This is a genomic window from Terrimonas sp. (assembly GCF_003075435.1).
Lineage (GTDB): Bacteria > Bacteroidota > Bacteroidia > Chitinophagales > Chitinophagaceae > Agriterribacter.
On record NZ_QCZJ01000015.1, the window covers coordinates 19,868 to 43,801 of the forward strand.

Annotated in this window: 21 protein-coding genes; 9 read left to right on the top strand and 12 right to left on the bottom strand. The window is 39.8% G+C overall.

Annotation, left to right across the window (positions count from 1 at the left end; translation table 11 throughout):
* Positions 1-65: 65 nt before the first annotated feature.
* Positions 66-572 (bottom strand): hypothetical protein, encoded by a 507-nt coding sequence (locus DC498_RS15980; protein WP_116875188.1) that lies wholly within the window; start codon positions 570-572, stop codon positions 66-68.
* Complete coding sequence (locus DC498_RS15985; protein ID WP_116875189.1) at positions 569-1,177, bottom strand: class I SAM-dependent methyltransferase; 609 nt, start codon at positions 1,175-1,177, stop codon at positions 569-571. Before DC498_RS15985 ends, DC498_RS15980 begins: the two co-directional genes overlap by 4 nt.
* Before the next feature lie 92 nt (positions 1,178-1,269).
* Between DC498_RS15985 and DC498_RS15990 the strand changes: the two genes are divergently transcribed.
* Both DC498_RS15990 and DC498_RS15995 read left to right on the top strand, forming a co-directional pair.
* On the top strand, positions 1,270-1,740 hold the full coding sequence (locus tag DC498_RS15990) for a RidA family protein (RefSeq protein WP_116875190.1): 471 nt from the start codon (positions 1,270-1,272) through the stop codon (positions 1,738-1,740).
* 124 nt (positions 1,741-1,864) lie between these two features.
* Positions 1,865-2,983 (top strand): D-TA family PLP-dependent enzyme, encoded by a 1,119-nt coding sequence (locus DC498_RS15995; RefSeq protein ID WP_116875191.1) that lies wholly within the window; start codon positions 1,865-1,867, stop codon positions 2,981-2,983.
* Between the two features lie 177 nt (positions 2,984-3,160).
* Here DC498_RS15995 and DC498_RS16000 read toward each other — a convergent pair whose 3' ends face one another.
* Positions 3,161-3,598: a DUF3592 domain-containing protein gene (locus DC498_RS16000; protein WP_116875192.1), complete on the bottom strand. Its 438-nt coding sequence runs from the start codon at positions 3,596-3,598 to the stop codon at positions 3,161-3,163.
* A 138-nt stretch (positions 3,599-3,736) separates the two neighbouring features.
* Between DC498_RS16000 and DC498_RS16005 the strand changes: the two genes are divergently transcribed.
* The gene (locus tag DC498_RS16005; protein WP_116875193.1) at positions 3,737-4,873 is read left to right on the top strand and encodes an FAD-dependent monooxygenase; all 1,137 of its coding nucleotides are present in this window, start codon (positions 3,737-3,739) and stop codon (positions 4,871-4,873) included.
* Between the two features lie 17 nt (positions 4,874-4,890).
* Here DC498_RS16005 and DC498_RS16010 read toward each other — a convergent pair whose 3' ends face one another.
* The 5 genes from DC498_RS16010 to DC498_RS16030 all read right to left on the bottom strand — a co-directional run bounded on the left by DC498_RS16010 (position 4,891) and on the right by DC498_RS16030 (position 11,064).
* Positions 4,891-7,056, bottom strand: coding sequence for a M1 family metallopeptidase (locus DC498_RS16010; RefSeq protein WP_116875194.1), 2,166 nt, complete (start codon positions 7,054-7,056; stop codon positions 4,891-4,893).
* A gap of 57 nt (positions 7,057-7,113) precedes the next feature.
* A complete protein-coding gene (locus DC498_RS16015) occupies positions 7,114-7,623 on the bottom strand; it encodes an alpha/beta fold hydrolase (protein ID WP_116875195.1) in 510 nt (169 codons plus the stop codon).
* Between the two features lie 89 nt (positions 7,624-7,712).
* The gene (locus DC498_RS16020) at positions 7,713-8,225 is read right to left on the bottom strand and encodes a SixA phosphatase family protein (RefSeq protein ID WP_116875196.1); all 513 of its coding nucleotides are present in this window, start codon (positions 8,223-8,225) and stop codon (positions 7,713-7,715) included.
* Positions 8,226-8,398: 173 nt separating this feature from the next.
* A complete protein-coding gene (locus DC498_RS16025) occupies positions 8,399-10,246 on the bottom strand; it encodes an amidophosphoribosyltransferase (protein WP_116875197.1) in 1,848 nt (615 codons plus the stop codon).
* Between the two features lie 179 nt (positions 10,247-10,425).
* Positions 10,426-11,064, bottom strand: a complete 639-nt coding sequence (locus DC498_RS16030; protein ID WP_116875198.1) for a hypothetical protein — start codon at positions 11,062-11,064, stop codon at positions 10,426-10,428.
* A 129-nt stretch (positions 11,065-11,193) separates the two neighbouring features.
* Here DC498_RS16030 and DC498_RS16035 point away from each other — a divergent pair, with 129 nt between their 5' ends.
* The 6 genes from DC498_RS16035 to DC498_RS16060 all read left to right on the top strand — a co-directional run bounded on the left by DC498_RS16035 (position 11,194) and on the right by DC498_RS16060 (position 19,570).
* On the top strand, positions 11,194-12,678 hold the full coding sequence (locus DC498_RS16035) for an oligosaccharide flippase family protein (RefSeq protein ID WP_116875275.1): 1,485 nt from the start codon (positions 11,194-11,196) through the stop codon (positions 12,676-12,678).
* Complete coding sequence (locus tag DC498_RS16040; RefSeq protein WP_116875199.1) at positions 12,678-13,226, top strand: CopD family protein; 549 nt, start codon at positions 12,678-12,680, stop codon at positions 13,224-13,226. Before DC498_RS16035 ends, DC498_RS16040 begins: the two co-directional genes overlap by 1 nt.
* 80 nt (positions 13,227-13,306) lie before the next feature.
* A complete protein-coding gene (locus DC498_RS16045; protein WP_116875200.1) occupies positions 13,307-13,894 on the top strand; it encodes a nitroreductase family protein in 588 nt (195 codons plus the stop codon).
* A 23-nt stretch (positions 13,895-13,917) separates the two neighbouring features.
* Entirely contained in the window at positions 13,918-14,391 is a 474-nt protein-coding gene (locus tag DC498_RS16050) for a DUF4920 domain-containing protein (RefSeq protein ID WP_116875276.1), read from the top strand.
* Between the two features lie 897 nt (positions 14,392-15,288).
* Complete coding sequence (gene ileS, locus DC498_RS16055) at positions 15,289-18,693, top strand: isoleucine--tRNA ligase (protein ID WP_116875201.1); 3,405 nt, start codon at positions 15,289-15,291, stop codon at positions 18,691-18,693.
* Between the two features lie 4 nt (positions 18,694-18,697).
* Complete coding sequence (locus tag DC498_RS16060) at positions 18,698-19,570, top strand: TraR/DksA family transcriptional regulator (protein ID WP_116875202.1); 873 nt, start codon at positions 18,698-18,700, stop codon at positions 19,568-19,570.
* Between the two features lie 159 nt (positions 19,571-19,729).
* On the opposite strand, the gene DC498_RS16065 is transcribed toward DC498_RS16060, so the two are convergent.
* The 4 genes from DC498_RS16065 to DC498_RS16080 form a co-directional block, all read right to left on the bottom strand.
* Positions 19,730-19,933 (bottom strand): hypothetical protein, encoded by a 204-nt coding sequence (locus tag DC498_RS16065; protein WP_116875203.1) that lies wholly within the window; start codon positions 19,931-19,933, stop codon positions 19,730-19,732.
* 104 nt (positions 19,934-20,037) lie between these two features.
* The gene (gene gyrB, locus DC498_RS16070) at positions 20,038-22,020 is read right to left on the bottom strand and encodes a DNA topoisomerase (ATP-hydrolyzing) subunit B (RefSeq protein ID WP_116875204.1); all 1,983 of its coding nucleotides are present in this window, start codon (positions 22,018-22,020) and stop codon (positions 20,038-20,040) included.
* Between the two features lie 350 nt (positions 22,021-22,370).
* Positions 22,371-23,045, bottom strand: coding sequence for a DUF2461 domain-containing protein (locus tag DC498_RS16075; protein ID WP_116875205.1), 675 nt, complete (start codon positions 23,043-23,045; stop codon positions 22,371-22,373).
* 231 nt (positions 23,046-23,276) lie between these two features.
* Positions 23,277-23,840 (bottom strand): NUMOD4 domain-containing protein, encoded by a 564-nt coding sequence (locus tag DC498_RS16080; protein ID WP_116875206.1) that lies wholly within the window; start codon positions 23,838-23,840, stop codon positions 23,277-23,279.
* Positions 23,841-23,934 lie beyond the last annotated feature (94 nt).

Genomic DNA, 23,934 nt, shown 5'->3' on the forward strand with positions numbered 1-23,934 from the left:
TGCGGAACAAATGGTTTAAAGGTGTTTGCAGGCAACCAAAGAACGTAACAACCACAGAAGAAAAATCAATTATTTACTACGTGCGCCAGGTATACGATTCCATAGCTGAAAATGCAAACAAAACTCCTTGCTGTATAAGGTTGTAAGATATTTTGCCTTATCTGTACATGCTTTACCCGGTATTTCGCAATTGACCAGAACAAAAAAGAAACGCCTATATCCCAAAAATCGAATCTTCCATTTGTAAAATGGAAAAGCTGCATAAATTCCAAACCAATACAATATATCAGTGGGATAAACACTAAATCTATCTCCCGTTTACCAAGCCTGATAAATAAAAATTTTGATGTAAGTGTAATACAGAAAACCCAAAGGCCTTCAGGCAAAGAATAAATAATGTATTTGTTTAATGGTATAGCGCCGGATATCTTTTCTTTTAATGCGTGGTATTTACCGGCAGATAACAGTGATATAAATATCTCGTTAACCACAGTTCTTTGGGTTCTGTAAAACAGGTATATAAACAGGCTGATCAACAGGGACAAAAGAATAAAAGCATAATTCCTTTTCATGCCTTCCGATAGATTAAAAGCTTAAAATATGATAAAGCGCTAACGCGAGTCTCACTCAGGAGTATAAACTTTTTCAACGTTTCCAGCCTGTGTAAATAAAACAATGACCTGAAGCGGAAAGCTTTTGATACCGGTTGAAAAGAGTAATCTAAATATTTTAACCAATTATCAGGCGTAAAATGGTTTAATATGAAAATCCTTCCCCCGGGTTTGAGAACCCTGTAAGCTTCTTCCAGTATACTTTCCGGGTTTCCGGCAACAGCTAATACATGGGATAGAACAACATAGTCGAAAGAATGATCTTGAAAACCAAGCAATTCACCGTTCATCAGCAAAAGAACTGCTTTTTCGCCTGCAATTTTTTTTGCGGCATCAAGCATCTTTTGAGAAGTATCTATTCCCGTAATATCATGTTTCTTATAATAACTCAAATTACTCCCGTTGCCCACACCTATCTCCAATACATTTCCGTAAGGAAGCTTGTTTATTTCATTAAATAATATCCGCTTTTGGGGCCTTAGAAATACGTCAATAAGCGGATAGAAGAATGAAAATTTGTTATAGAAGGATGTGGTATGCTTATTAGCTTTTGAATAATCAGACATTTTTAAGGACTTACATTAAATAAGCCGAACAATAAATATACATCAATCAATTCTCCTGCTATATAAATATATTTGCCCAACAATCAAATGCTATGTTGGAACTAACTCCTGAACAACGATTAAAAGAATTGGGGCTGGTACTCCCTCCAGCACCCAAGCCAATGGGCGTATATAAACCCTGCCTTATTGATGGAACACATTTATACCTTTCCGGTCATGGGCCGGTTCTGGAAGATAAATCTTTAATGAAAGGACGTATAGGAAAAGATATTGACCAGGAGCAGGGAAAACTTGCCGCCCGGCAGGTAGGTTTAACCATGCTGGCAACCATCCGTTCCAATATTGGCAGCCTCGATAATATTAAAAGAGTGATCAAAGTGCTGGGCATGGTAAACTCAACGCTGGAATTTGAAAATCATCCTTATGTAATTAATGGCTGCAGCGAATTATTTGCAGCTATATGGGGTGAAGAAAACGGCATTGGCGTGCGCAGCGCTGTGGGCTTTGGTTCCCTGCCCGGCAATATACCAGTGGAAATTGAAGCATTGTTTGAACTGGTGTAATTGATAATTGATGGAGATTTGCTGATTAACTGAAGTGTGAGATTTTCTTATTACACAAAGCGCTTTGGTACCTCAGTTCTCATGTTTCACTATAACACTGTTTATACTTTAAATATCAAGCATCATGTCTAACAATCAGCCGGTCAGCTGGTACATAGTAAGCAATATAAATAGCATCGACTCTCCTGCTTTGGTAGTATACGAAGAGCGGGTAAAACAAAATATCCGCTTCCTGCAAAATATAGTAACAGATAATGCAAGACTTCGCCCTCATGTAAAAACCAACAAAATGGCTGAAGTATGCCAACTCCTGATGGATGCCGGTATCAGCAAATTTAAATGTGCTACTATTGCCGAAGCAGAGATGCTGGCAATGCTGAATGCGAAAGATGTATTGCTGGCTTATCAGCCTGTTGGACCAAAGGTTTCAAGATTAATCAATCTTATAAAAGCTTATCCAGCCACACAGTTTGCCTGCCTTACAGATAATGAACAATCTGCCGGCTTTTTAAATGAAATGGCAGCCGCTCATCAAATTGTATTACCGGTTTTTATTGATCTGAATATTGGCATGAACAGAACAGGCATTAAGCCCGGCGATGCAAAAGCATTGGCAGATCATATACTTTCTCTCTCCAATCTTAAGCTGGCAGGGTTACATGCATACGATGGTCATATACGCGATGCGGATATTAATACAAGAAAACAAAATGTCGATAAATCATTTGCGGGAGTAGCTGAGCTGTATACCTATCTCACCGGCAAAACCGGTAAAGATTATACGATTGTTGCCGGGGGCACACCAACATTTCCTGTACATGCAGCAAGGAAAAATGTAGAATGCAGCCCGGGCACATTTGTTTTTACAGACTGGGGGTATAAACACGGGCTGCCTGATGAACCGTTTGAATACGCAGCGCTTGTTATTACAAGGGTTATCTCCATTGTAGACAATCAAACCATTTGCACCGATCTCGGGCATAAATCAGTTGCCGCGGAAAATCCATTACCAAGGGTACACTTTTTAAATGCACCCGAGGCACAACCGGTTGGTCAAAGCGAAGAACACCTGGTATTAAAAGTAGCGGATACGGCACAATACAAGGTTGGCGATATTTTATATGGTATTCCGGTGCATATATGCCCTACCGTTGCGCTATATGAAAAAGCGTTTATAGTGAACAAGGGTATTGTTGATAAAGAATGGAAAGTGGTCGCCAGAAACAGGTATGTAAATTTTTAAAAGCTTCTCCCAAATCTATACTCTTAACTCCGATAGCTGCAGCGCAGCGGTATCTTTAGTAATATACAGGTTTAGTATTTGCACCGCGATAGTAAATACAAAACAAATGAGGCAGATTAATCTTGCGTCGCGCTGCGGCTTGTTCGCTGTAATTTTTCAATACTATACTGCAGCGTTCTACACCACACTTATTACCGGCTTCTTCCATTGCAATTTTATATTGGACCGGTATGGTACTATCTCCGGGTGCAGGAAAATAATAGCAATGATCACAAACATGATCGTGCTATAAATCGTTGCATCAAGCCATAAGCTCATAAACCCGTTTATACTTGCATTGTGCGGATCGGATGGCTGATATAATACAGGAACAACTGCATTCTCTTCCCATATTTCACCATCTGCGCTATTAAAAAAAACAGTATCGTTGCCGGTACTGGAAAACATCACAACAGAATAAGAACGCGGTAGCTGTGCTGATATATCCTTTCCTATAAAAGCGATCTTACCTTTAGTTTCTTTCGCGGATAAAATCCAGCATAATCGCGTTGCGATGTAAGGAGCAATAACAAGCAGTAAAAGCAATATAAAAAACACATACCGTTTTACAATCATAAATACGAGGCTTAAAGATGGTAATAGAAAAGAAGACGAATACAAAATAATCAAGCTTTATATCTGTTGCAAGACATGCGGCTTTTGATATAGTTAATATTATTACAAAAAGCAAAAAAGCATATTACATTCGCTGTTATGGAAAAAGCAATTGCGATTATTGGCGCCGGCATTGGAGGATTAACAACAGCCATGTTGCTGAAACAAAAAGGATTTGAACCAACTGTTTATGAGAGTGCGCCTTCTATACAGCCGGTTGGAGCCGGAATTGTAATGGCAAATAACGCCATGCAGGTTTATAAAAAAGCTGGCATTCAACATACAATTGAACAGGCAGGCAATAAAATTACCGTAATGAAAATTACAGATGAACGATTGAAACCAATTTCTGTAATGGAATTATCTAAATATGAATCAGTATATGGTGTATATAATGTAGCCATTCACCGTGCCGCATTGCAGCGCATCCTGGCCGAAGAAACAGGCTTTGAAAATATTATATTATCAAAGCGGTTATTACGAATTGAGCAAAACGAAAACTATCAACTCAGTTTTGAAGACGGGACAGTTGCGCATACTGATGTAGTGATTGGAGCAGACGGCATTAAATCGGTTGTAAGAAAGCAATTGTTTAATACAGGTGAAATAAGAGATGCCCAACAGGTATGCTGGAGAGGTATTTGTGAAATGAATCTGTCAGAAAAATATCAACACGAAGCCAATGAACTATGGGGAAAGGGCAAAAGATTTGGTTTTGTAAAGATCAGCGACAGTAAAGTATACTGGTATGCTGTTGCCAGTAAATGGCTGGTAAAGGAGAACAGTCAATCCCTTACTGAATTGCTGAATGAATTTCATCCGGAAGTTTTAGCTATGATTAATGCAACACCACAGGAAAATATTTTTATCAGCGATATTACAGACCTGGAGCCTATTTCAACATGGGCGAAAGATAAAGCCTGCCTGCTAGGTGATGCGGCACATGCTACTACTCCTAATATGGGACAGGGCGCCTGCCAGGCTGTTGAAGATGCATATACAATCGCTCAGTTACTGGGCGCAGGAAAAGAGATTAAGGATGCATTCGCATCCTATGAAAAACGAAGAATAAAAAAAGCGCATGATATTGTAAAAAGAAGCTGGTCTGTCGGTAAAATTTCTCATATAGAAAATGGGGCGCTCATCTGGCTGAGAAATATCGCAATGAAATCATTACCAGGTTCTGCAAACAATAAATTGTTAGACAAAATTTTTGATATCAGCAATCTCGGCTGAAAAATCTTATTTAAAAATTACTGCTCCTTAAAAGAAACAGTTTTGTATAAATTATTACCCGGGTCTATTACCGGTATCGTTTTGCTGGTAATTTTAAATGGCTTTTCTATATCAGTTGTAAGCATACGGGTAATGCCAGCGTCTGTTTGTATATCTACCGGCAAGCCAAAAGGATTGTTGCTGAGGTAAACAGTATAGCTATCTTCTGAAGTTTTATTTATTTTAAAGTCAAGTTTATTGGTGGTATACAGGTAAAAGTGGAAGAGCGGCTTTAAATCTCTGCCGGATTCTTTACTAAAAAAACGTTCAATATCCTCTGTTGTAAAAAACCGCGAGTAGGGATGTTTTACGTCGGAAATAAATTTTTTCAATGCAGGAAAAAATACGGTATCTCCCAATGTATACCGCAATGTGTGCATAAAAAAAGCGCCCTTAAAATATACATTATTATCGAAATCATTAAAAGCCTGGCGCATGGTTAATCCTTCGCCCTGCACAACCGGCACATGGTCGGTAATTGACTCACGTATATACTGGATTATGGAATCGTATCCTTTCTCGCCTTCTACTTCCCTGAAAAACAGCGCTTCACCATAAGTGGCAATACCTTCCTGTATCCAGACATGCGCCCAGTCTTTATTGCTTATTTTATTAGCCCACCATTCATGTATGTACTCATGCAAAAAAACCTGGTTGTGATACACATCTTGAAGTGGCGTCATTTCTTCCAGGGGTTCGCCATGCGTAATCATGGTTTGATGCTCCATACCTGTGGCAGGTGTTTGCGCTATACCTATCTTTTCTTTTATCCACGGATATTCACCAAAATATTTTTCAAGTACACGAGTCTGAAATTTCCGGGTTTTAATCACGCGATCTGCATACATACTATCATAGGGTGATACATAAAATTCTATCGGCGCCTTATTGCCGTTCACCGTTATATATTCATCTCTTACAACAGTATATTTTCCAACATTAAAAACTATGCAGTAATTGCTTATGGTATAATTGGTTTTCCAGTGCCAGGTAGCCTTACCATTGTTATGCTTTTTTACCTGCTGTAATAATCCCGGTCCTGCCACGCTTAATGAATCCGGTATAGTAATAAACATATCTACGCCTTCATCAGCCTCGTCGCTCGGGTGATCTTTGCAGGGGAAATAAATTTTGCCGCCTTCTTCCTGGCAATTTATAATTGCCCAGTTATCCCATTTACCGCCTTTATACCAACTGAAGCCTCCTATCCACGGGGGCAATGCAGCTACCGGAGGATGACCACTGTATTCGATTTTCACTTCGTACATTCCTTTTATAGCCTTTCCGGCGATAAATATTTTATCATCTTTCTGCTCAAATGCAACCGGCTTATTGTTCAATGTAACCTTGCTGACTTTCATCAGCCGTACAAGATCAAGCATTACGGTATCTGCATTTTCAAGGAAATTTATCTTTACAATAGCATTTCCTGCAATGCGTTTACCAGGTATATCTACGTCAAGAGATAAAGTATAATGACGGATATCCATTTTTTCCTGGAGTGGGTTAAGCTTTCCGCCGGATGTTAAGCCTGGCAGTATATGATGCCTGCTTTCATATACTGATATAACAGGCTCAGTAAGCGCGTTGGTTGCCTTCCCTGTTTTTTCATTTATATAATACAACAGCAATTTCAGCGCTCCATCAACGGTGAGGCTGTCTGAATTTTCAACGGGCATTTTAGGCGATGTAATTTGCCTGATAACGCGTACAGCCATTTGAGCCTGCTCCGGGAGGTCTTCATATATCTTCTTTAACATCTTTGTATAGGAAACATCAAATGTTTCAACCGGCGCGTGAAGCAATTTTGTTTTGGCATAAGCCTCTAACTGAATATTATAAGCTTTGAATAAAATTTCATAATAAGGAGGAACAGCTTTACGATAAATATTAAGCGCCTGAATGGTGGTTTGATAATCGCCTTTTATAAAACCGTTTGCCATTTGAAAAGGAGTATACATCCAGGGATTGGCCGTATCAACCAGCGGTTTGACCTGTTCAAGTAATACCGGAATATTTTTTTCGAAGTCCGCACTGTCTTTATAAAAGGAAAGAGGAAAATAAATTTTTCTGTTTGTTTGACTGACGGCGTTAAAACAAATAAAGCAAAAGATCGCAGTTAATATTTTTCCTCTTATAATCATAATAAATAGTTTAATTTCTTTTGTACATATTGAGAGACAAGCGCTTTAATATATCTTTTACTCAACCCAGGCTTTGGAATCAGGCATACTGAAAGGCCTTAAAAAATCATTCATGATAGAAAGAAACCGTTCCTGTTGCTCCCATGCTCCGCCATGTCTTGCACCGGGCAAAATACATAATTGTGAATTTGGAAGATGCTGAAACAATTTTACCAGGTGCTCAAGCCTGATCATATCCGTGTCGCCTTCCATAATAAGACAGGGCGTTTGTATTTTTTCAAGATCTGCAATTGGTACGTCAGGATAATCCCGCATCATTTCATTCAGCTTTTTTTCCTGCAAACTTTTTGCTGCTTGTATATCACGGTTAATCCAGTTTACAACCCAGCCATGCAGGGCGGCCCTATCCTCAACAATATCAGCCTGGAGCTTAAATTTTTTGCCATGCAGATTTGTTGCATCTATTGATGTAAAAAAAGAGCCCCATTGTTCCTGGGCGTTTACACTTATACAACTGAAAAAAGCAAATACATAAAAAACCTGAACCAGAATTCTTGAAAAGATCATATCCCTGGTATTTAAATGAATAATTACAGGAGGTATTCAGGCAGGCAGGCACAATGCTAAATGGAAATTAAGCAAATTTGATTGAATAATCAGCTACTATGAGTTAATCCATGATTCCCGGGATAATCAAAAAACCAGAACTCTTTTTCAGCTTTTTCAAAGTCTTTCCAGCTAATGGCATTGCTTTTAATGCCGAATATACCGCAGGTAGGTATATTATCTACCCTTACCTGGCTGGTAAGTGAGTTTACAAAATGGGTAATACCCGGGTTGTGAGAGAATATAGCAAGATGGGCATACTTATCTGAAGCCGTCTCAATTGCATGAGAAAACGCTACTTCATCCGGCAGGTAGAGTTGAGATTTCAGCTGTATTGCATTTTCATCAATACCAAATGCTTTTGCAAATAATGCAGCGGTTTTTCTCGCACGTTTTGCAGGGCTGGAAATAAAGGAGTCTATTTGTATCTTTTTCTCCAAAAGATACTTCGCCATCTGTGGGGCATCTTTTTTGCCCCTGTCATTTAAAGGCCGGTCAAAGTCATTCATTAATGGGTCATCCCAACTACTTTTAGCATGACGAATGAACAAGACAGACCTCATTAGGATTTAGTTAGAGTATATAACTCCTACTTTTTAATATTGTGGTGCCGGAAGCATCGTAAATGAGATTCTATAGGATAGTGATTATCATTTACTTAATAATAACACATAGGAAACGCAGGATCTAAAAACGGGTGCAATACGAATTGTCAACAAAAATCAAGCCAATAAGCTTAGTAGCCCCGGATATTTTTGCCTTCCATGTAATTTATAAAAGCCTTATTCACAACCTTATTACCTCCCGGTGTAGGATAATTACCCGTAAAATACCAATCTCCCGTGTTGGTAGGACATGAAGCATGCAGGTTTTCTATAGTCTGGTATATCACATCAATAGGAATAGTAATATCAGGAGGAGTGATCAGCTCAGCTATTTTTTTTGAAACTTCCTCTGCTGTAAAGGGTTTATATAAGTTTCTAACTACGTTTTCTGTATGAAGCTGACCATTTCTTTCCAATTCCCTGCATGTATCATATATATCCTGCAGGACATTTTCCATTTTCCGCTCCTTGATCAATGCTATTGCAGCCTGAAAAGCAATAAAATCCCCCATTTTACTCATGTCTATACCATAGCAATCCGGGTAGCGGATCTGCGGAGCAGAGGAAACAATAATAATTCTCCTGGGTTGCAGCCTTGAGATCATCCGCACGATACTTTCCCGCAGGGTTGTTCCCCTTACTATAGAATCATCTATTACTACCACCGTATCCTCATGCCGCTTTATGGAGCCATATGTAATATCATATACGTGCTGCACCAGTTCATTCCTGCTTACATCCTCAGTAATAAAGGTGCGCATCTTCACGTCTTTGTTCGCAATCTTCTCTACCCTTATGGTACGCCCTATCATTTCGGAGAGTTTTTCCTCATCAAAATCTTTTCCCCAGGATAAAATACGCTGCACTTTTATTTTATTCAGGTAATCCTCCATTCCCTTTAATAACCCGTAAAATGCTACTTCAGCAGTGTTGGGAATAAACGAAAAAACCGTATTCTTCAGATCATAATTGATAGCCTTCAGTACAGGATCACTTAAATGAAATCCAAGCGCATTTCTTTCCTTATATATCTTTTCATCATTTCCTCTCGAGAAATAGATACGCTCAAAACTGCATGCTTTCCTTTCTTTAGGCTCCAGTATCTGTTCAATCTGGTACGATCCGTCTGCCCGAACGATTAATGCCTGGCCAGGCAACAGCTCATGCACTTCTTTTTCGCTCACGTTAAATGTAGTTCTTATAGCTGCCCTTTCAGAAGCCGCCACAATAATCTCATCATTAATATAATAGTAAGATGGGCGTATGCCATGTGCGTCACGCATTACAAAACTGTCGCCATTGCCGATAAGCCCGCCTACATGATAGCCCCCGTCAAATAACCGGGAAGATTTCTTCAGTACATTCACAATATCCAGGCAATCAGGGTGCAGTTCATCTTCTTTAACCAAAAAATGATGGACTACTTCCATCATTGCTGCCAGGTCACTCTGCTTTTGGAAAACGCCAGGCTCAATATTTACCAGAGAAAATAATTCTTCAGTATTTACAAGATTAAAGTTACCTGCCAAAGCAAGGTTCAGGGCAGGAATGGTATGACATTTAATAAACGGATGGCAAAACTCCACATTATTCCTTCCCTGTGTGCCATACCTTAAATGTCCCAGCAAAAGCTCTCCCAAAAAGCGCACATTACCCTTCATCAAACCGGGATGTTTTTTTATATCCGGCTGATACTTTTCCAGTTCAGCTATTTCATCACCAATCTGCTTAAACAGGTCGGCTATCGCCATGGTTTGAATGCTGCGGATACGATGAAGGAAAGGATACCCGGGCTCGGTATTTAATTTTACAGCAGCGATGCCTGCGCCATCCTGTCCGCGGTTATGCTGCTTTTCCATTAAAAGGTACAGCTTGTTAAGCCCATACATTACCGTACCATATTCCTTCAAATAGTGTGTAAATGGTTTTCTCAACCGTATAAATGCGAGTCCGCATTCATGTTTTATGGGGTCGCTCATGTAGAGTTTTAAAAAGAAGCGGCAAAGTTACGATGTTTAATGGTAGAAATTGCAAGTAAATAAAAGCGATACTGTTAAAGCTTAAAAACAAACGATTACTTCCAGGCAAATAAGCATAAGAAAGGCTGCCCGGAGACAGCCTTCTTCAAGAATTTTTCATAGATCAGTGCGCAAATGAATTAGCTGTTGCGCTTTGCTTTCAATTCTGTTAAAACTTTTCGTTGATTCTCAACATCCTGGGTTTGCGTTTGTTGCTTTTGCTTATTTTGCTCAAGCTCATCCTGCAGATTTTTTATCTTCTTTTCAAGAGAAGCCTGATCTTTTATAAGGTCATCGTATTTTTTTTCAGATTTTTTTACCGCTTCTTCCTGCGCTTTTATATCCCTTTCCAGTTTTTCAGCGTTGGCCTGAGATGTAATATGCCCATGGAACCCTTCCGCAACAAGCATTCCGCCCGCTAAGGCAGTAGGTGTAGCATGATCGTTGGGTTTACTTGCAAAAAAATAAACAATGCTGCTTTCCTTTTCTTTCCTGCTTTTTCTTTCAACTTTTACGTGAAGGTCACATACCTCATCGCTAAACTCAGGATCATTTACGTTTTTAAATATCAGCCAGCCCTTGCTTTCCGTAGGCTTGTATCCATGCTTCAGCATTTTGGCTTTCACTGCCTGTTCAACTATGTCTGGCTCCTGGCCTACTTCTATAGTCTTAACGGTGCGCTTTATTTTATTGAATTCTATTTCTCCTTCTGATACCTGGGCGGTAACATATATTGTAAAAAATGATTGAAGAAGAACGAGTAAAAATAACCTTCTCATAGCGATATATATTTTATACAGATTGTAATTTATTAAAGAATGGTTGCATGTGCTATAAAAAAAATTGATTTATACTGTTAACAGACATTCTTTTATGAACCCTTACATTTGTTGTTTAAACTCCCGTTTTTGGCAGGTATTAAACAATTAGCAGGACAAACCATCTGGTATGGAGGAAGTACAATAGTATCCAGGCTTCTCAACTATTTATTAACGCCATACCTTACCCTCAAACTCACCGGTGACGACTATGGGGATAACACACTGGTATATTCACTCATTCCTTTCCTGAATATTATTTTTACCTACGGCCTGGAAACAGGCTTTTTCAGGTTTAGCCAGAAAAAGGAACAGGCTGATGACTTAAATAATGTGGCCAGCATAAGTATCATTGCAAGCACACTTACATTTACTGTTGTATTATTTTTGCTGGCCGGGCCAATAGCGTCACTTATCAGTATCGGCAAACATCCGGAATATATAAAGCTCGCCGCAATTATTATTGCTTTTGACAGCCTGTCAACCATCCCTTTTGCCAAGCTCCGGCAGGAAGGCCGACCAATAAAATTCGCCATTATCAGGGTGAGTGCTGTGTTGGTGAACCTGTTTGTTCTGTACTTTCTGTTATCCTTATCGCCCCAATTGGCCAAACAGAACCCCAATAGTGTATTTACTATTTTAAGTAACAAAAGCATGAGTGTTACTTATGTGCTGATCGCCAATGTGATAATGTCGGGTTTTACATTTATGATGCTATGGAAGGAATTTAAAAGTTTTGAATGGAAGTTTAACGTTGCACTTTGGAAAGAGGTTATGGCTTATTCCATGCCAATGCTGATAGTAGGCTTGGGTGGCATGGTAAATGAAACACTCGACCGGCTGATGCTGGGCTGGTTCAGGATTCCCAAATTTGATATAGGTACCTATGGAGCATGTTATAAGTTATCCATACTTATTACCATTTTCATTCAGGCATTCCGGTTAGGAGCTGAGCCTTTCTTTTTTAAGCAGGCAGCTGGCGAAAACCCGCAACGCACATACGCAAGGGTAATGAAATTCTTTGTGATTGTACTCTGCACAATGTTTTTGTTTGTGGCATTATATATAGATATATGGAAGCATTTTATTCAAAATCCGGCTATGTGGGCAGGACTGAAAATAGTACCTGTATTGCTTTTAGCAAATATGTTCCTGGGTATTTATTATAACCTTGCCGTTTGGTACAAGGTAACCAACAACACAAAAAGCGGGGCTATTATAACTATCGGCGGAGCCATTATAACTATTGCCGTAAACTTTATTTTTATACCGAAATACAGCTATACAGCCAGCGCGTGGGCAACATTTATATGCTATGGCAGCATGATGGTAGCCTGTTATATCTGGGGACAGAAAGTGTACCCCGTGCCCTATGCATGGAAAAAGCTGGTTGCTTATATTATTATTGCAGTATTACTATTCTTTATTCATACATGGCTAACCTATATTTGGAATAATAATATTTTTGGTCTTATAGTGGCTACAATTATCTTAATTGGCTATTTGCTGTTTATTATAAAAATTGAGAAAAGAGAATTTCAGAAGCTTCCGGTAATCGGTAAATATATCAGGTAATGTTATATCTGTATTTAAAGGCATTGCATATCATTTTTGTTGTAACCTGGTTTGCCGGGTTATTTTATATGCCCCGTTTGTTTATTTATAACACAGAAGCAAACAAAAAGCCTGAAATTGTAAGAAATGCACTGCAGGAGCAATTTACAATAATGATGAAGCGGTTATGGTTTGGCATTACCTGGCCTTCCGCTTTACTTACCCTGGTACTTGGATTAACAGTGATGGTGCTGAGCGGGTATCATAAATTATTACTGCAGCCTGAAGGCAGCTGGCTTTTAATAAAACTTATTTTTGTCTTATTTTTGTACATCTACTTTTTAATTGAACACAGGATTTTTCTTCAGCAGTCAAAAGGTATTTTCCGCTATACTTCCCAGCAATTACGTATATGGAATGAAATTGCCACTATATTTCTTGTAGCCATAGTAATGCTTGTGGTGGTTAAACAAAACATGAGCGCAGTATGGGGATTGGTTGGACTAATACTTTTTATAATTGTATTAATGAGCGCTATTAAAATTTATAAACTGCTCAGGAAATCCTGAGAATTTTTTTGATCATTAAGAAGTTAAGGGTAGTTAAGTTTTTCTTAAGATTCAGTATTCATACCATTTAAATTAAAAACATGCAGCAGGACACCACATATATAAACGATCTTATCCGCAACAGGCGCTCTGTTTTTCCTGATCAGTTTGAGCAGGGAAAACATATACCTGACGAAATAATAAAAGAGATAATAATAAACGCAACATGGGCGCCGAACCATGGACATAATGAACCCTGGCTTTTTACGGTTTTTACCGGGGAAGGTCTTAAAACACTGGCCGATTTCCAAAGCAGCCTTTACAGGTCTGAAGCCGGAGACAGCTTTAGCGAAGCAACCTACAAGAAACTACAGCAGCAACCACTCAAGGCATCTCATATCATTGCAATTGGCATGAAGCGTGGCGCAAATAAACGTATACCGGAACTTGAAGATATTGAAGCGGTGGCATGCGCCGTACAAAATATTTATCTCACTGTTTCAGCATATGGATTGGGCGGCTACTGGACAACAGGCGGCATAACTTATAAAGAATCCGCAAAAGCATTTTTTGGCTTGGAGGAAGAAGATAAACTGCTTGGCTTTTTTTTCATTGGATATGTGGCTGTTCCCTCAGCAAAAAGCACAAGGGCAGGCGTTGAAGAAAAAGTAAAATGGGTAACACAGTAATTGATCTCTTTAAAATATATACCATGAAAAAAATATTTGTATTAGCGATGCTGGTTATAGCATCAAAATTTTCGTTAGCACAACCACCGGAAGGAAAAGCTTTACCCGGCGATAGCTACGGCGCCGGTGCTGATGCAACAAAAGCAACAGATATTGCAACAGTACCTGCTGAACTAAAAAAAGAAAAACCCATACCCGTAATTATAAAAGCTAAAGTATTGGATGTTTGTCCTAAAAAAGGTTGCTGGTTAAAATTACAGGTAAACGACAGCACTACTGCTTTTGTAAAAATGAAGGATTATGGTTTTTTTCTTCCGTCTGCAATTAAAGGAAAAACAATAGCGCTGGATGGCGAAGCTGAGTTGAAAATTACATCTGTAGATGAATTGCGCCACTACGCAAAAGATGCAAAAAAATCTAAAGAAGAAATTGAAGCAATAACACAACCCACAGAAGAAATCAGGTTTACCGCAAAAGGAATTGCGGTAATAAAGTAATGATACTATTACTTTATTATTGCCGCGAATGCAGGGATTGAATTCATTGCTTTCGTGGCAATGTTTTTTAAAAAGAAGAAGGAGGTATGAATACCTCCCTCGATCCCTAATCCCTAAACCCTGGAAAATTTTTATAGTAAGTGCTTACTGTTTAATTAAGTGTTTTTGTATATCCGTAAAAAGTAAAAATCACTTTGCTACTTTTTACAAAGCACTTATTTTCAGAAACTGTGCCAAAAATCAATTTGTGGATAACTGATATTTTTTTACTGCAATCTTCATCAGCAATTAATTAGATAGCACAGCTTGTTTAATTTCTATTAACATTGTTAAGTAAGCAATCGAATCACAATGCATTACCGTTGCAACACTGTTTATTGTGCTATTGTTGTTTTCTTTTTTCAGTTTTGTTTAAACACCACCGTAAATTTACGGTGAACCGTTTTTATATTTCAATGCACTATAAACGCCATTATACAGTTTAATTTTTTTGTTGGACATAATACGTTAAGGTAAAACCAGCAACTAATATACCCTAAAACGGGTACATAATTATCGCAGCTCTGATGAGCAGCAGTAAAGACTGGCTTAACACTGATACAAAAGATATGATTTGCAAATTTACTGCCGAAGCAAAATACACCTTGTGTAGCCGGATCAACCCACATTTCGCTTTTGCACAGTTCATCTCTCCTCCCTAAACACAACAGTACATAACGACGCGATATTGCGTGAAAATATTTTCATAACTATTTTGTCTGCATAGGCATACCATGTTACCTTTTTCTGCATATTACAGGCTTGAGTCAATGCAAAATCCGGAATATGCTCATGTGGTATTAGTTGCGCCTAATTCCCCTATATTTCTGTAACTTCGCCAACATTTTTTTCGACAATATGGCATTGAAGTATAAAGAATATACCGGGTTGAACTTACCTGCGGTTGAACAGGAAATATTAAAAAAGTGGGCTGACGAAAACGCATTTGAAAAAAGCGTGGATATAAGAGAAGGCTCTACGCCTTTTGTATTTTATGAAGGCCCCCCGAGCGCTAATGGCATGCCGGGTATTCACCACGTTATTTCGCGTACACTTAAGGACCTGGTGTGCAGGTATAAAACCATGCAGGGCTTCCAGGTTAAACGGAAGGCCGGTTGGGATACTCACGGTTTACCGGTGGAACTGGGTGTGGAAAAAATGCTGGGGATCACCAAAGAAGATATCGGGAAAAAAATATCTATTGAAGAATATAACGCCACCTGCCGCAAAGAGGTATTGAAATATAAAGACAAGTGGGATGAGCTTACCAATAAAATGGGTTATTGGGTTGATCTTTCAGATCCTTATATCACTTTCGAAAACAATTATATAGAAACGCTTTGGTGGTGTTTGAGTGAATTATACAAGAAAGGTTTATTGTATGAAAGCGTTAGCATTCAGCCATATTCTCCTGCAGCCGGTACAGGTTTAAGTTCTCACGAACTGAACCAGCCGGGTACATATAAAATGGTAAAGGATACGAGTGCCGTGGCTATGTTTAAAGCGGTAAAAAATGAAAAAAGCGCTTTTTTATTTGATGCCGCCAAAAGCGATGAGGTATTTTTTCTTGCTTGGACCACCACACCGTGGACACTTCCTTCAAATCTTGGATTAACGGTTGGCGCCAACATAGACTATGTGCTGGTACAAACATTTAACCCTTATACCCACCTGCCGGTAAATGTTGTGCTGGCAAAAGCATTACTTGGCAAGTACTTTAAAGCAGAAGAAGAAAATGGTGATTTTGAAGGATACTCAGCCGCAACCAAAACGCTTCCCTGGAAAATATTAGCCTCATTTAAAGGAAAAGAACTGGAAGGTTTACAATACGAGCAGTTATTGGCGTTTGAAGCCAACTCACCTGCAGTTGTGGAATCTTTAACCCCTGGCGCAAAGCCATTCCGTATAATATTGGGTGATTTTGTAACCACAGAAGATGGTACAGGTATAGTGCATACTGCCCCTGCTTTTGGCGCTGATGACTTCAGGGTAGGTAAAAAATACAATATCGGTATACTTACTATGGTTGATAAAACCGGTAAGTTCCTTGATGGGCTGGGTGAATTCAGCAACCGCTATGTAAAAAACTATAAGGACGAAAAAGATTATGTGGATGTGAATGTTGACATCTGCGTAAAGCTGAAAAAAGAAAACCGAGCCTTTAAGATTGAAAAATACGAGCATAATTATCCGCACTGCTGGCGCACAGATAAGCCGGTACTGTATTATCCGCTGGATGCCTGGTTTATTAAAACCACCGCATTAAAAGACAGGATGATCGAGCTTAACAAGACCATCAACTGGAAACCAAAATCAACCGGCGAAGGCCGCTTTGGTAACTGGCTGGAAAATATGGTTGACTGGAACCTGAGCCGCAGCCGCTATTGGGGAACACCTTTGCCCGTTTGGAGAACAGAAGATGGCGATGAGGAAACCTGCATTGGTTCAATAGCTGAGCTTAATGCTGAAATCAAAAAAGCCGGCGAGGTATTGGGAGGAGATGTAAATAAAAACTACCTGCATGAAGGTATTCTTGATCTTCATAAACCTTATGTAGATGAAGTGATATTGGTGAGCAAAACCGGCAAACCCATGAAACGCGTCCCGGATTTGGTGGATGTTTGGTTTGATAGTGGCGCCATGCCTTACGCGCAATGGCATTTCCCTTTTGAAAACAAGGAAATATTTGCCCAAAACTACCCGGCAGATTTTATAGCCGAGGGCGTTGACCAAACCCGTGGCTGGTTTTATACTTTACACGCTTTAGGCAGCCTGCTCAAAGAATCGGTGCAGGAAGAGCTGAAAAAGTCAGGTTTTGATGTGAACGACGAAAAATATCCCGGCTTAGCCTATAAAACCTGCGTTTCAAATGGGTTGGTGCTGGATAAGAATGGCAACAAAATGAGTAAACGCCTCGGTAACGTGGTTGACCCGTTTGCCACCATTGAAAAATTTGGCGCTGATGCCACCCGCTGGTATTTAATCACCAATGCGTCTCCCTGGGATAGCTTAAAGTTTGATATTGAGGGCATTAAAGAAGTTCAGCGCAAGTTCTTCGGTACATTGTATAACACCTACCAGTTTTTTGCACTATATGCTAATGTGGATGGCTTTGCTTTTAAAGAAGCCTATATTCCATTGACGGAAAGACCTGAAATTGACCGCTGGATACTTTCTTCATTAAACAGTTTAAAGAAAAGGGTTGCCGGGTATATGGACGATTATGAACCTACTCACGCCGGCAGGGCCATAGAAGATTTTGTGGATGAGCACCTCAGTAACTGGTATGTGCGTTTATGCCGCCGCCGTTTCTGGAAAGGTGAGTATGAACATGACAAAATTTGTGCATACCAAACTTTATTTGAGTGTCTTGAAACGGTTTTACAGCTCATGTCGCCTATTTCACCTTTTTTTGCAGATGCTGTATTTTCTAACCTAAATGCGGTTTCCGGGCGTCAAAAAGTAGCATCCGTTCATCATACACGCTTTCCCAAAGCAGATCTTGCTGCTATTGATGAATCACTGGAAGAAAGAATGCAACTGGCGCAGGATATCTCTTCCCTGATCCTTTCCTTAAGAAAAAAAGTTAATATAAAGGTTCGCCAGCCGCTCCAAAAAGTACTCATCCCGGTTACAAATACTAATATTATAGCACAAATTGATAAAGTAAGCGACCTGATAAAAAGCGAAGTAAATATTAAAGAGATTGAATATTTAACCGAAGGAAATGGCTTTATCAACAAAAAGATCAAGCCCAACTTTGTAGCGCTTGGTAAAAAGCTTGGCGCCAAAATGAAACCGGTAAGTGCTGCTTTAGCTGCTTTTACACAGGATGATATAGCCACTATTGAAAAGGAAGGCGTTTATATATTTACTATTGATGGAGAACAGATACCTGTACAACTGTCTGAAGTTGAGATACAAAGCGAAGATGTGCCGGGATGGATTGTTGCCAACAAGGGACAGCTAACCGTAGCCCTTGATGTAACGCTTACCCCTGCACTTGAAAACGAGGGAAATGCCCGTGAGATCGTAAACCGCATACAAAAGATAAGGAAAGACAGCGGCTATGAACTTACCGACCGCATTTTAGTGAAACTATCTGAAAATAGTACGCTTAAACCATCTATCACTGAATTTAATACATATATTTGCGCCGAAATTTTGGCAGATAAATTAGAATGGCTACCAGATATTACGGATGGAGTTGAAATTGAAGTAAATGACATACCTTTAAAAATCTTAGTTACCAAAAAAGCATAAATGCATGCCAACCAACAAAAAGCCAGCAAAAAAAGCGGCTCCACAAAAAGCTAAGGCTGTAAAAGCTGCCCCTAAAAAAGCGGCTAAGCCTGCAAAGGTAGCTCCGAAAAAGGCGGCTAAGCCTGCTGCAAAACAGGTAAAACCTGCTAAGCCGCAAGCTAAAAAAGCGATTGCAAAGCCTGTTAAGAAAGCTGCTCCGGCAAAAAAAGCCCCGGTAAAACCTGTTGTTTCTGCAAAAAAGGCAGAACCAAAAGTTAAACCTGAAGCAGTTAAAAAAGCTGTAAATACAGCTCAGCCACAGGCTCAGGTAAAAACAACCCAGGTTGCAGAAATCAAGAAGCCTGCTGTTAAGGAGAAAGCGAAAGCGGAAGATGTAAAACCTTCAAAACCAGTTGTAATACCTAAGTTAAGCACCAATAACGCAAGGAAATACGAACCAGAATTTACACAATCCGTGCTTGATAGACCGGCAGCACAACAAAATGGACCAGTAATGAGATACAGTGATGCAGAGTTGACAGAATTTAAAGAATTGATACAGCGTAAATTAGATGCAGCTAAGAAAGAGCTTTCCTACCTGCAGGGTTTAATTACCCGCAAAGACGATATGGGTGGCGATGAAAGCGAAAACCGCTACATGACGATGGAAGATGGCAGCATAAGCATGGAAAGAGAGCAATTGAGCCAGATGGCAAGCAGGCAGATACAATATATTGATCACCTGGAAAAAGCCATGATGCGCATAGAAAATAAAACTTATGGCATCTGCCGCGTAACAGGCAAGCTTATAGACAAAGCCCGCCTCCGCGCTGTTCCTCATGCTACATTAAGCATTGAAGCTAAAATGGGATACGCAAAGAATCCCAATATTCAGTAAGAATACGTTATACTGAGCTGTTATCCCCCGGGAAAAACAGCGAATAAATATTTATTATGCGAAGCATCTGCTTCGCATTTTTTACTGTATTACCCCCTTAAGCAAAGCATGGAATCTATAGATTCCATGCTTTGCCATTATATGAAACATAAGTACGTATTACCAGCCTTGTTTTGCAGTGCCTGCCTGTATAGCAGCCAGTGCTTTTGCTTCACCCAAAAGAGTAGTTAATTTGTTTCCTTTACCGTCATGCCCCTGTGCCATATAAGCACCTTTAGCGGTTTTGGTTATTACGGCATCCTGAATAGGAACATTCTTTTCTTTTGTTTTTACGTTGTATGCTGTTAATGTTGTGTCTGACATTTTAATGAGTTTTTATTGTGAATAATCGTTTTATTAAATCTTTTGCGAATATGTATTCAGGTTCGAAGATAATAAAATATCATTTCCGTAAATGCTAAAATTATTTATACGTCAAGGTTGGCGTATTTGGCGTGCGATTCAATGAACTCTCTTCTTGGTGCAACTTCATCCCCCATCAGCATACTGAAAACACGATCTGCTTCTGCTGCGCTTTCAATCGTTACTCTTTTTAAAGTTCTTGTTTCAGCATTCATGGTGGTTTGCCAAAGTTGTTCGGCGTTCATTTCACCCAAACCTTTATAACGCTGCACGTTTACGCTGTCTTCTTTACCGCCGGCCAGCTTCTCCACCAATGCTTTTCGTTGTTCTTCGCTCCATGCATAGCCTGATTCCTTTCCCTTTTTTACAAGATATAATGGTGGTTGAGCGAGATAAACATACCCCTGTTCAACCAGTTCTTTCATATAACGGAATATAAAAGTAAGGATCAACGTGGCAATATGGCTTCCATCCACATCGGCATCGGTCATAATGATCAACTTATGGTAACGCAGCCTGGAAAGATCCAATGCTTTAGGATCGTCAGCTGTTCCTCTTTTTACACCAAGCGCTGTGAACATATTTCTGATTTCCTCATTATCATAAATCTTATGTTCCATTGCCTTCTCAACGTTCAGTATCTTACCACGCAATGGCAATATCGCCTGGAAGTTCCTGTCGCGTCCCTGCTTTGCCGTACCGCCTGCCGAATCACCCTCTACAAGAAATAGCTCACATTTGTCGGGATTGCGGTCTGAGCAGTCAGCAAGTTTACCGGGAAGACCGCCGCCGGTTAAAACGCTTTTGCGTTGAACAAGATCTCTTGCTTTTCTTGCAGCGGCTCTTGCCTGCGCAGCTAATATCACTTTATTGATGATCTGCTTAGCTTCTTTGGGATTTTCTTCCAGGTAATCCTGTAACACCCTGCTTAACGCAGAATCAACCACACCTATCACTTCATTATTGCCCAGTTTGGTTTTTGTTTGCCCTTCAAACTGCGGTTCAGGAACTTTTACAGAAATAATAGCGCTTAGTCCTTCCCGGAAGTCATCACCTTCAATTTCCACTTTAGCTTTTTCAAACATGCCCTCTTTTTCACCATAAGCCTTAAAAACCCTGGTAATGGAACGCCTGAAACCGGCAACATGCGTACCGCCTTCAATGGTATTGATATTATTTACATAACTGAAGATATGCTCCTGGAAGCTGGTATTGTACACCATTGCTACTTCAACCGCCACATTGGTTGCAGGATCATGTGCTTCGCCATAAATTACTTTTGGCAATAAAGGCTGGCGGTTACCATTCTGGTCAAGCATTTCAACAAATTCAGAAATACCGCCTTCACTGTAAAAAGTTTTGGAATATGTATTGCCGTTTTCATCCTTTTCACGAAGATCATTCAACGTTATACTGATGCCTTTATTAAGATAGGCCAGCTCACGCAGGCGGCCTTCCAGCACTTCTTTATTGTAAACGGTAACCGTAAAAATTGAACTATCAGGCCAAAAATGAGTTCGGGTACCTGTTTTATCAGTGGTGCCAATTTCACGGACAGGATATTGCGGAATACCGGTACGATACTCTTGCTCAAAAATCTTCCCCTCGCGTTGCACGGTTACATGCAATACGGTACTCAATGCGTTAACGCAGCTTACACCCACACCATGTAAACCACCGGATACTTTATAGGTGTTTTTATCAAACTTACCGCCGGCATGCAATACCGTCATCACCACTTCCAGGGCGCTGCGTTTTTCCTTGCTCATTATGCCTGTGGGAATACCACGACCATCATCCTGAACGCTTATGGAGTTATCTTCATGAATAGTAACGGTTATGTTTTTACAATATCCGGCCAATGCCTCATCAATGGAGTTATCTACCACTTCGTATACCAGGTGATGCAATCCTTTTGCACTGATATCACCAATATACATGGCAGGACGCTTACGCACCGCTTCTAAACCTTCAAGAATTTGTATACTATCTGCACCATAACCGGAAGCAACCGGGGGAGTGTCTAAAGCCTGTGTTTCGTTACTCATAAATCTTCTGAAAAATCAACTGTTTTCTTACTAAAAAAATATCATGCAAAGGTACAAAAATTAAGCCGGGGAGAGGTGATTTGGAAGGCTTTTTTTAGGGTATTTACACGCATTGTTTCCACATGTATTTGCGTAGAAATTACAGTAAAATCACAGCTCGCTTACTTTACCATGTATTTTAGCAACATATTCTTTATTGTGTCTCCTGGTTGTATTTGCAATCTGCCCTGTTAAATGAAAAAGTTGTCAAATTTGCCAGCTTTTCCTGCCGTGGCCAGGTGGCGTCTTTTGTGATTCATAAGACACACACTACGGCGACAATCGCCTAAGTTTTTGCGGTATAAACAATCTTATTCTTTATCCCCTATAGCCCTGTTCAAAAATTCAATCAGCGGTTGTAATGCTACAAATGCTTCCACACTCTTTTTCACCAGGTCTTTTGATGCGAGCTCCGCATCTGTAAAAGGCTGCATGGCAATCCAGCTCTTGTATTTCAGGTAATCTGCCGCAGGATTATCTTTTGTATATCCTTTAGGGACATTGGCTAAGCGAAGCGCTGCATCCTGGTCGAGCGTTTTATATACAGCCGTAAACTTTTTCGCCGTGATGATCTTTTTAAACTCATCAAAGCAATAATCAATCTCCTGCCGTATTTTTTGTGTTTCTGCGGGCATTGGCATCCAGATACCGCCGCCGATAAAACTATTACCAGGTTCAAGGTGAAAATAATAACCCGCGAAGATGGATTTTTTGCCACCCCTGTTAATGCTCGCTGCAAAATTCTTTTTATAGGGTGTTTTATCTTTACTGAAGCGTATATCGCGATTGATGCGGAACATACATTCCTTTGCCGCAAGAGATGCAACAGAAGCATCTTTTTTTCCATAGGCATCAATCAGCTCCTGTATAAAGTTTTCAAAATCTTTTTTTGCTGTTTCGTATTTCGGACGATTTGTATCAAACCAGGGCTTGTTATTATTTTTTGTGAGTGATTTTAAAAATTGAATAGTGGATTGCTGCAGCATAACAAATATAATTTTGCTTAGGCAGGCAATTTACAGGTTGTTGTGAAAAAGCAGGTTGTTTTTTTGAGAAGTAAAAGGATATGAGGAGTTAGCGGTTAGCTATCAGCGTTCAGCTGTGGGCTGTGGGCAGTCAGTACGCATCAGCCATCAACCATTAACCCTAAACTATAAACCACAAACCTCCAGCTTTCAGGAATTTCAATCATTCTCCTTCCTACGCCTTTCTCCTCTCTATTTCACCCTGGCCCAGTTCTCTCCACTTTTAATTCTGTATAAAGTCATTTCACTTACCTTGTATTTTTCAGCAAGCTGTTTATAGGTAAGTTTACGCTTTGGATCAGTGATCGCTTTTTTGATGATGCTTACCTGCGAGGCTTTGAGTTTTAAGCCAGAAGAACGGTTAGCCTGTACTTTTTTATACGCAATCTTAGCCGGGCTTTTCTGCTGGTGGCTGCTTACTTCGCCCAGTGTTGCCCATTTAAGATTGGAGGCCTTATTATCCGTTTTATTGTAGTTGATATGAATAACGTACTGATGTTTGGGAGAAGGTTTTTTACAAAAAATACGGGCTATCTCTCTGTGAATATATATAGTGCCTTTATTGTTGGGGCGATGAAGATTAAGACTGCGATATCCTGTGGTTAAGGAACCGCTAAGGAGTTGACCGTCTTCGTAAATATCATTGGTAAAACTTGCAACTCTTCCCTGGTTAGAAACGGTGTATTTCTTTCTTAATGCTGCCCAGCCAGGGAACTGTAGAGGTTTCCAGGTTTCGCCTGCAACTTTCTTAATCATATATGATGTTTTTAGGTTGTATAAATGTAATACAATCTCATGGTATAGCTTATTTTTTGTTTATCCTTCTTTTCGTAAATAGCTTGAGGTTGCA